General features: G+C 69.3%; 7 protein-coding genes. 5 read left to right on the top strand and 2 right to left on the bottom strand.

The features are described 5' to 3' along the window. Window positions 1-184: 184 nt before the first annotated feature. Window positions 185-541 (bottom strand): hypothetical protein, encoded by a 357-nt coding sequence (locus tag AOK17_RS30830; protein WP_055615861.1) that lies wholly within the window; start codon window positions 539-541, stop codon window positions 185-187. A 106-nt stretch (window positions 542-647) separates the two neighbouring features. Further along, entirely contained in the window at window positions 648-1,613 is a 966-nt protein-coding gene (locus AOK17_RS30825) for a heme o synthase (RefSeq protein WP_055615860.1), read from the bottom strand. A 355-nt stretch (window positions 1,614-1,968) separates the two neighbouring features. On the opposite strand from AOK17_RS30825, the gene tkt reads away from it, so the two are divergent. The 5 genes from tkt to pgl are packed head-to-tail and all read left to right on the top strand — an operon-like array spanning window position 1,969 to window position 8,640. Then, window positions 1,969-4,056, top strand: coding sequence for a transketolase (gene tkt, locus AOK17_RS30820; protein WP_055615859.1), 2,088 nt, complete (start codon window positions 1,969-1,971; stop codon window positions 4,054-4,056). Window positions 4,057-4,090: 34 nt separating this feature from the next. Next, window positions 4,091-5,209 (top strand): transaldolase, encoded by a 1,119-nt coding sequence (tal, locus tag AOK17_RS30815; protein WP_055615858.1) that lies wholly within the window; start codon window positions 4,091-4,093, stop codon window positions 5,207-5,209. 4 nt (window positions 5,210-5,213) lie between these two features. Next, window positions 5,214-6,737, top strand: coding sequence for a glucose-6-phosphate dehydrogenase (gene zwf / locus AOK17_RS30810; protein ID WP_055615857.1), 1,524 nt, complete (start codon window positions 5,214-5,216; stop codon window positions 6,735-6,737). Continuing rightward, window positions 6,734-7,861, top strand: coding sequence for a glucose-6-phosphate dehydrogenase assembly protein OpcA (gene opcA / locus AOK17_RS30805; protein ID WP_055615856.1), 1,128 nt, complete (start codon window positions 6,734-6,736; stop codon window positions 7,859-7,861). Before zwf ends, opcA begins: the two co-directional genes overlap by 4 nt. Next, window positions 7,858-8,640 (top strand): 6-phosphogluconolactonase, encoded by a 783-nt coding sequence (pgl, locus tag AOK17_RS30800; protein ID WP_055615855.1) that lies wholly within the window; start codon window positions 7,858-7,860, stop codon window positions 8,638-8,640. The genes opcA and pgl overlap by 4 nt, the downstream gene beginning before the upstream one ends. Window positions 8,641-8,811 lie beyond the last annotated feature (171 nt).

Genomic DNA, 8,811 nt, shown 5'->3' with positions numbered 1-8,811 from the left:
GTGGGGTCTCAACACTGATCTTTCCCTTACGCGCAATTAGGATCTGACCTGCGGGTCGGCTGATGGGTGCGGGCCTGCTGGGGCTGGTCGCGCCGTTCCCCGCGCCCCTGAAGGGGCACGGGTCTGTCGTGGTTGCTCGCGCCGTTCCCCGCGCCCCTTTGGGGCGCTCGGGGTGGGGTCGGATTCAGGTGTTGCTGGGGCCGCCCAGTTGGATTCCTGCCATGCGGGTCCACTCGTACGGGCCTGTCTTGACCTTGTTCGCGAACTCGCCGTCGAAGTCTTCGTGGGCGGTGATGCCGGACTTCTTCACGGCCTGTTCCGCGATGGCGAAGGTGGGGGCCACGAGGTCGCCCCAGCCGCCGTCCTCGCCGACGAGGACGATCCGGGCGCCCTTCTGGCCGATGTACGCGATCTGGCCCTCCGCGCCGCCGTGGGCCTGCGCGAAGGAGGAGATCTGCTTGGCGAGCTTCGCCGCCCGGCGCTCGGCCTTGGCGTCCTGCTTGGCGCCGGCGCCCTCGTCAACCTGCTGGGTGTCTGCCATACCGGGATGCTACCGACGGGTAGATCCACTGGCGACGGGGGTGGTGCGTGGGGTTGGCCACTCGCCGTTCCCCGCGCCCCTTTCGGGGCGCCCCCTCAGCCGGAGGTCAGCGGAGGAACGGGTCCACGGCCACCGCCACGAACAGCAGCGACACGTAAGTGATGGACCAGTGGAAGAGCCGCATCTCCTTCAGCTTGGCGCCCACGGCGCCGTCCTTGGCCCGGGTCTGCAGCCCGTGGGCCTCCCAGAGCCAGAAGCCGCCGGTCACCAGGGCGACGACCGTGTAGAACCAGCCCGTGTAGCCGAGCGGCGTCAGGAGCAGGGAGACGGCGACCATGGCCCAGCTGTAGAGGACGATCTGCCGCGCGACGACCTTGTTGGAGGCGATGACGGGCAGCATCGGAACGCCCACGCGCGCGTAGTCCGCCTTGACCTTCATGGAGAGCGGCCAGTAGTGCGGCGGCGTCCAGAAGAACATGACGAGGAAGAGGATGATCGGCGCCCACGACATGGAGTTCGTGACGGACGACCAGCCGATGAGCACCGGAAGGCAGCCGGCGATACCGCCCCACACGATGTTCTGCGAGGTACGGCGTTTGAGGATCATCGTGTAGACGACGACGTAGAAGAGGAGCGCTCCGAGCGACAGCCACGCGGACAGCCAGTTGACGGCGAATCCGAACAGCAGCGTCGAGACGATCGCGAGCGTGATGCCGAAGGCGAGGCACTCGCGTGGGCTGACCATGCCGGTGACCAGTGGACGCTGTGCGGTGCGCTCCATGAGCGCGTCGATGTCACGGTCGATGTACATGTTCAGGGCGTTGGCGCCGCCCGCCGAGAGGTAGCCGCCGACGCAGGTGAGGAGCACCAGCTTCAGATCGGGCACACCCTGCTGCGCGAGGAACATCACCGGAACGGTGGTGATCAGCAGCAGCTCGATGATCCGCGGCTTGGTGAGAGCGACGAACGCCTTGACCCGAGCCCAGAACGGCCGGTGGTTCGTGCCCCGCTTCGCGCCCTGACTCGTCCCGAGCACTCCCGCAGGACGGGATTCAACGGCCGTCACGCACACCCCTGACAGAGACATTTCAGCGAGCTCCGGGTGTGAACTCCCGGTAAAGGCTCGCGCGTACCACGCCACTGTAGACGTTGCCCAGACCCCGGCCTTCGCGGGGGTCGGGTCGTGTTGAAAGGCCTCCGCGCAGGACTGATCGGCATTGCGTTGAGCAGTCGGATGAGCGGCTCCGTATTCACTTGCCGAACACGGAACGCGCCGGTCGGGAGGCGGAAGAGGGAGAGTCCCGGCAGTCTGGAATGACTCGAAAAAATGCGCGTTCCTACGGGGGTAGGCTCGACAGCGAGCCGGTGGGCGCGACGTGCACCGGCATTCGACATGTGGAACATGTGGAGAGGAGCCCTGACCCAGGGTGAGCACCAAGCCGACCACAACAGACCTCGAGTGGACCGAATTGGACCAGCGGGCCGTCGACACCGCCCGCATCCTGGCCGCCGACGCCGTACAGAAGGTCGGCAACGGCCATCCGGGTACGGCGATGAGCCTGGCGCCCGCCGCCTACACCCTCTTCCAGAAGGTGATGCGGCACGACCCGGCGGACCCCGACTGGACCGGCCGCGACCGCTTCGTGCTGTCTGCCGGTCATTCGTCCCTGACCCTCTACACCCAGCTCTACCTGGCCGGCTTCGGCCTGGAGCTGGACGACCTGAAGTCCTTCAGGACGTGGGGCTCCCGCACCCCGGGGCACCCGGAGTACGGGCACACCCCCGGCGTGGAGACCACCACCGGCCCCCTCGGCCAGGGTGTCGCCAACGCGGTGGGCATGGCCATGGCCGCCCGCTACGAGCGTGGCCTGTTCGACCCGGAGGCCGCTCCCGGCGCCTCCCCGTTCGACCACTTCATCTACGCGATCGCCGGTGACGGCTGCCTCCAGGAGGGCATCTCCGCGGAGGCGTCCTCCATGGCCGGCCACCAGGAGCTCGGCAACCTGATCCTGCTGTGGGACGACAACCACATCTCGATCGAGGGCGACACCGAGACGGCCGTCTCCGAGGACACCGTCAAGCGGTACGAGGCGTACGGCTGGCACGTTCAGCGCGTGGCCCCGAAGCCGGACGGCGACCTCGACCCGCACGCGCTCTACGACGCGATCGAGGCCGCGAAGCTGGTGACCGACAAGCCGTCGTTCATCGCGATGCGCTCGATCATCGCCTGGCCCGCTCCGAACGCGCAGAACACCGAGGCCGCGCACGGCTCGGCGCTCGGCGACGACGAGGTCGCGGCCACCAAGCGTGTGCTGGGCTTCGACCCGGAGAAGGCCTTCGAGGTCTCCGACGAGGTCATCACCCACACGCGCGCGCTGGGCGAGCGCGGCCGTCAGGCCAAGGCGGAGTGGGAGAAGTCGTTCCAGGAGTGGCGCAACAGCAACGCCGAGCGTGCCGCCGAGTTCGACCGCATCGCCGCGACCGAGCTGCCCACCGGCTGGGAGGAGAAGCTCCCGGTCTTCGAGGCGGGCAAGGGCGTCGCCACGCGTGCGGCCTCCGGCAAGGTGCTCCAGGCGCTCGGTGCGGTCATCCCCGAGCTGTGGGGCGGCTCGGCCGACCTGGCGGGCTCGAACAACACGACGATCGACAAGACCTCGTCGTTCCTCCCGGCGGACAACCCGCTGCCGGAGGCGAACCCGTACGGGCGCACGATCCACTTCGGTATCCGTGAGCACTCGATGGCCGCGGAGATGAACGGCATCGCGCTGCACGGCAACACCCGTATCTACGGCGGCACCTTCCTGGTGTTCTCCGACTACATGCGCAACGCGGTGCGTCTGTCCGCTCTGATGCACCTGCCGGTGACGTACGTGTGGACCCACGACTCCATCGGTCTCGGCGAGGACGGTCCGACGCACCAGCCGGTCGAGCACCTGGCCTCGCTGCGCGCCATTCCGGGCCTCAATGTCGTCCGTCCGGCGGACGCCAACGAGACCGCGATCGCCTGGCGCGAGATCCTCCGGCGCTACACCAAGGTCTTCGGCAAGGGTGCCCCGCACGGCCTCGCGCTGACCCGTCAGGGCGTACCGACGTACGAGGCCAACGAGGATGCGGCGAAGGGTGGTTACGTGCTCTTCGAGGCGTCCACCGGGACCCCGGAGGTCGTTCTCATCGCGACCGGTTCCGAGGTGCACGTGGCCGTCGACGCACGTGAGCAGCTGGAGGCCGCGGGCACCCCGACCAGGGTCGTGTCCATGCCTTCCGTGGAGTGGTTCGAGGAGCAGGACCAGGGGTACCGGGAGAGCGTCCTGCCGCCGAGCGTGAAGGCACGGGTCGCGGTCGAGGCCGGTATCGGTCTCACCTGGCACAAGTACGTGGGGGACGCCGGTCGCATCGTTTCCCTGGAGCACTTCGGTGCTTCGGCCGACGGCAAGGTGCTCTTCCAGGAGTTCGGGTTCACTGCCGAGAACGTCGCGAACGTCGCCCGGGAATCGATCGCCGCAGCCCAGCGCTGACGCTGACATACGACACGTAGGAGATGCATTTTCCATGACAGACGCACTGAAGCGCCTCTCCGAGGAAGGCGTCGCGATCTGGCTGGACGACCTGTCGCGCAAGCGGATCACGTCCGGCAACCTCGCCGAGCTGATCGACCAGCAGCACGTCGTGGGCGTCACCACCAACCCGTCGATCTTCCAGAAGGCGATCAGCAGCGGTGACGGTTACGAGCAGCAGCTCAGTGACCTCGCCGCCCGCAAGGTCACCGTCGAAGAGGCCATCCGCATGATCACGACGGCGGACGTCCGTGACGCCGCCGACATCCTGCGCCCGGTCTACGACTCCACGCAGGGCCAGGACGGCCGGGTCTCCATCGAGGTCGACCCGCGCCTGGCGCACAACACCCAGGCGACCGTCGCCGAGGCCAAGCAGCTGGCCTGGCTCGTCGACCGTCCGAACACGCTCATCAAGATCCCGGCGACCAAGGCGGGCCTGCCCGCGATCACCGAGACGATCGGCCGGGGCATCAGCGTCAATGTCACGCTGATCTTCTCGCTGGAGCGCTACCGCGAGGTCATGGACGCCTACCTCGCGGGCCTGGAGAAGGCCAAGGCCGCCGGGATCGACCTGTCCGGCATCCACTCCGTGGCGTCGTTCTTCGTGTCCCGCGTGGACACCGAGATCGACAAGCGGCTGGACGCCCTGGGCACCCCCGAGGCGAAGGCCGCCCGCGGCAAGGCGGGTCTCGCCAACGCGCGACTGGCCTACGAGGCGTACGAGGAGGTCTTCTCCTCGGACCGCTGGGCCGCCCTCGACAAGGCGCAGGCCAACAAGCAGCGTCCGCTGTGGGCCTCGACCGGCGTCAAGGACAAGGCCTACAAGGACACCCTGTACGTCGACGACCTGGTCGCGCCGAACACGGTGAACACCATGCCGGAGGCGACCCTGGCCGCCGCCGAGGACCACGGCAAGATCACCGGCAACACCATCGCCGGTACGTACGAGCATTCCCGTGCCGAGCTCGAAGCGGTCGAGAAGCTCGGGATCTCGTACGACGACGTGGTCCAGCTCCTGGAGGACGAGGGCGTCGAGAAGTTCGAGGCGTCCTGGAACGACCTGCTCAAGTCGACCGAGGCAGAGCTCGCGCGCCTCGCCCCCTCGGAGGGCTGAAATCTTGTCAAGCAGCAATCCGCTGCGTGACCCGGCGGACCGACGGCTCCCGCGTATCGCGGGGCCGTCGGGCCTCGTCATCTTCGGGGTCACGGGCGATTTGTCCCGTAAAAAGCTCATGCCTGCCGTTTATGACCTTGCCAACCGCGGTCTGCTGCCGCCGGGCTTCTCGCTCGTCGGCTTCGCCCGCCGCGAGTGGGCGAACGAGGACTTCGCCCAGGAGGTCCACGACTCCGTCAAGGAACACGCCCGTACGCCGTTCCGCGAGGAGGTCTGGCAGCAGCTCGTCCAGGGGATGCGCTTCGTCCAGGGCACCTTCGACGACGACGACTCGTTCGAGCGGCTGCGCGAGACGATCGGCGAGCTGGACAAGGCACAGGGCACGGGCGGCAACTTCGCCTTCTACCTGTCCGTGCCGCCGTCCGCCTTCCCGGTGGTCATCCGGCAGCTGAAGAAGCACGGTCTCGCCGACCAGTCGAGCGGCTCCTGGCGACGCGCGGTCATCGAGAAGCCCTTCGGCCACGACCTCAAGTCGGCCGAGGAGCTCAACGCGACCGTCGAGGAGGTCTTCGCCCCGGACCAGGTCTTCCGCATCGACCACTATCTGGGCAAGGAGACGGTCCAGAACATCCTGGCGCTGCGCTTCGCCAACCAGATGTTCGAGCCGATCTGGAACCGGTCCTTCGTGGACCACGTACAGATCACGATGGCCGAGGACATCGGCATCGGTGGCCGGGCCGGCTACTACGACGGCATCGGCGCCGCCCGTGACGTCATCCAGAACCACCTGCTCCAGCTCATGGCGCTGACGGCCATGGAGGAGCCCGCCTCCTTCGACGCGGACGCGCTCGCCGCCGAGAAGACCAAGGTCCTCGGAGCGGTGAAGCTGCCCCAGGACCTGGGCGAGAACACGGTCCGCGGTCAGTACGCCGAGGGCTGGCAGGGCGGCGAGAAGGCCGTCGGCTATCTCCAGGAAGACGGCATCGACCCCAAGTCGAAGACCGACACCTACGCGGCGATCAAGGTGGAGGTGGACAACCGCCGCTGGGCGGGCGTCCCGTTCTACCTCCGTACGGGCAAGCGCCTGGGCCGCCGTGTCACCGAGATCGCGGTCGTGTTCCAGCGTGCCCCGCACTCCCCCTTCGACCACACGGCGACGGAGGAGCTGGGCCAGAACGCGATCGTCTTCCGCGTCCAGCCCGACGAGGGCATCACGGTCCGCTTCGGCTCCAAGGTCCCCGGCACCTCCATGGAGATCCGGGACGTCTCGATGGACTTCGCGTACGGCGAGTCCTTCACGGAGTCGAGCCCGGAGGCGTACGAGCGTCTGATCCTGGACGTTCTCCTGGGCGACTCGAACCTCTTCCCGCGCACCGAGGAGGTCGAGCTGTCCTGGAAGATCCTCGACCCGATCGAGGAGTACTGGGACAAGCACGGCAAGCCGGCGCAGTACCCGTCCGGTACGTGGGGGCCCGTCGAGGCGGACGAAATGCTCAAGCGAGACGGACGGAGCTGGCGTCGCCCATGAAGATAGATCTCACGGACACCACGGCCAGCAAGATCAACAAGGCGCTGGTGAAGGGCCGCCGGGCCATCGGCACCCCCGCCGTCGGCATGGTCCTCACCCTCGTCATCGTCACCGACGAGGAGAACGCGTACGACGCCCTGCGCGCCGCCAACGACGCCTCGCGCGAGCACCCCTCGCGCACGCTCGTGGTGATCAAGCGCGTCTCGCGTTCGCCGCGTGACCGCACGAAGTCGCGCCTGGACGCCGAGGTGCGGGTCGGCGCGGACGCGGGCACCGGCGAGACGGTCGTCCTGCGGCTGTACGGCGAGGTCTCCGACCACGCCCAGTCCGTCGTCCTGCCGCTGCTGCTGCCGGACGCGCCGGTGGTGGTCTGGTGGTCGGTGGACGCCCCGCGCGATCCGGCGGGCGACCCGCTGGGCGCCCTGGGCCAGCGCCGGGTCACCGACAGCTACGCGGCCGAGAAGCCCGTCCACGAGCTGCGGTCCCGGGCCGAGAGCTACGAGCCGGGCGACACCGATCTGGCCTGGGCCCGGATCACTCCGTGGCGCTCGATGCTGGCCGCCGCCCTCGACCAGATCGACTGCGAGGTCGTCTCCGTCGAGGTGGCGGGCGAGGAGTCCAACCCGAGCGTCGAGCTGCTCGCGATGTGGCTCGCCGACCGGCTCCACGTGCACGTCCGGCGGGCCGTCTCCGCGGGTCCCGGTCTGACCCAGGTGCGGCTGGAGACAACCGGCGGCCCGATCACCCTGCACCGGTCGGACGGGGCGATGGCCACGCTGGCGCTGCCCGGCCAGCCGGACCGCGCGGTGGCTCTCAAGCGGCGTGAGACGTCCGAGTTGCTCGCGGAGGAGCTGCGCAGGCTCGATCCGGACGACACGTACGCGTCCGCGCTGCGGTTCGGGGTGGACCGGCTGGGCGGGATCCCGTCGGCCACGCAGCGGGCCGAGGCGTCCGCTCGCGGCCCGGAGTCCCTGCCGGTCCGGCAGAAGGCGCCGGACCCGGACCCGGCGCCGTCGGCCAAGACGTCCGAGCCGGCTCTTTCCGCCTCCCCGGCGGCTGACAGCGACTCCGGCCGTCCGACTCCGGCCCAGATGCCCCCGGTCAAGAAGGCGGACTCGCCATGACTACTCCCCAGCTGGTGGTTCACCGGGACAAGGAACTGATGGCCCAGGCCGCCGCGGCCCGGCTCATCACGAAGGTCGTGGACGCGCAGGCCTCGCGCGGTTACGCCTCGGTCGTGCTGACCGGTGGCCGCAACGGCAACGGGCTCCTCGCGGCGCTCGCGACCGCGCCCGCCCGGGACGCCATCGACTGGGGCCGGCTCGAACTGTGGTGGGGCGACGAGCGGTTCCTGCCCGAGGGCGACCCCGAGCGCAATGTCACCCAGGCCCGTGAGGCGCTGCTCGACTCGGTGCCGCTGGATCCGAAGCGGGTGCATGCCATGCCCGCGTCGGACGGGCCCTTCGGCAAGGACGCGGACGCGGCGGCGGAGGCCTACGCGGCCGAACTCGCCGAGCACGCCGGGCCGGAGAACCACGGTCCGGTTCCGACCTTCGACGTGCTGATGCTCGGCGTCGGTCCGGACACGCATGTGGCGTCGCTCTTCCCCGAACTGCCGGCCGTCCGCGAGACCGAGCGGACGGTGGTGGGGGTCCACGGTGCCCCCAAGCCGCCGCCGACCCGGGTCACCCTCACGCTGCCCGCGATCCGGGCCGCGCGGGAGGTGTGGCTGCTCGCGGCGGGCGAGGACAAGGCGCAGGCGGCGGCGATCGCGTTGTCCGGCGCGGGAGAGATCCAGGCCCCGGCGGCCGGGGCCCGTGGTCGGTCGCGCACCCTGTGGCTCCTGGACACCGCGGCGGCATCCCAACTGCCACGCTCGCTGTATCCGCCGGCTTCACCCTGACGGGTGGGTGGTGGTAGGGGCGGCGGGGGCCTTTTTTCGCCCCCGCCGCCCCTACCCATTCCCGTCACTTACTCGGGGGCTCCGCCCCCGAACACCCCTATCGCCCCTACGCCCTCGTCCTCCAACCCCGGACCGGCTGGATTGCCGGGCGGGGCTGATATGGGCTGGTTG

The organism is Streptomyces phaeochromogenes, from assembly GCF_001418655.1.
GTDB classification, from domain to species: Bacteria; Actinomycetota; Actinomycetes; order Streptomycetales; family Streptomycetaceae; genus Streptomyces; species Streptomyces phaeochromogenes.
Note: the sequence above shows the minus strand (reverse complement) of the source record. Positions and strands in the feature narration are given on the sequence as shown.

What these genes read in the sequence shown, in the direction of transcription:
- AOK17_RS30830 (WP_055615861.1), bottom strand. Translation starts at nt 541, where the DNA reads ATGGCAGACACCCAGCAGGTTGACGAGGGCGCCGGCGCCAAGCAGGAC.
- tal (WP_055615858.1), top strand. Translation starts at nt 4,091, where the DNA reads ATGACAGACGCACTGAAGCGCCTCTCCGAGGAAGGCGTCGCGATCTGG.
- opcA (WP_055615856.1), top strand. Translation starts at nt 6,734, where the DNA reads ATGAAGATAGATCTCACGGACACCACGGCCAGCAAGATCAACAAGGCG.
- pgl (WP_055615855.1), top strand. Translation starts at nt 7,858, where the DNA reads ATGACTACTCCCCAGCTGGTGGTTCACCGGGACAAGGAACTGATGGCC.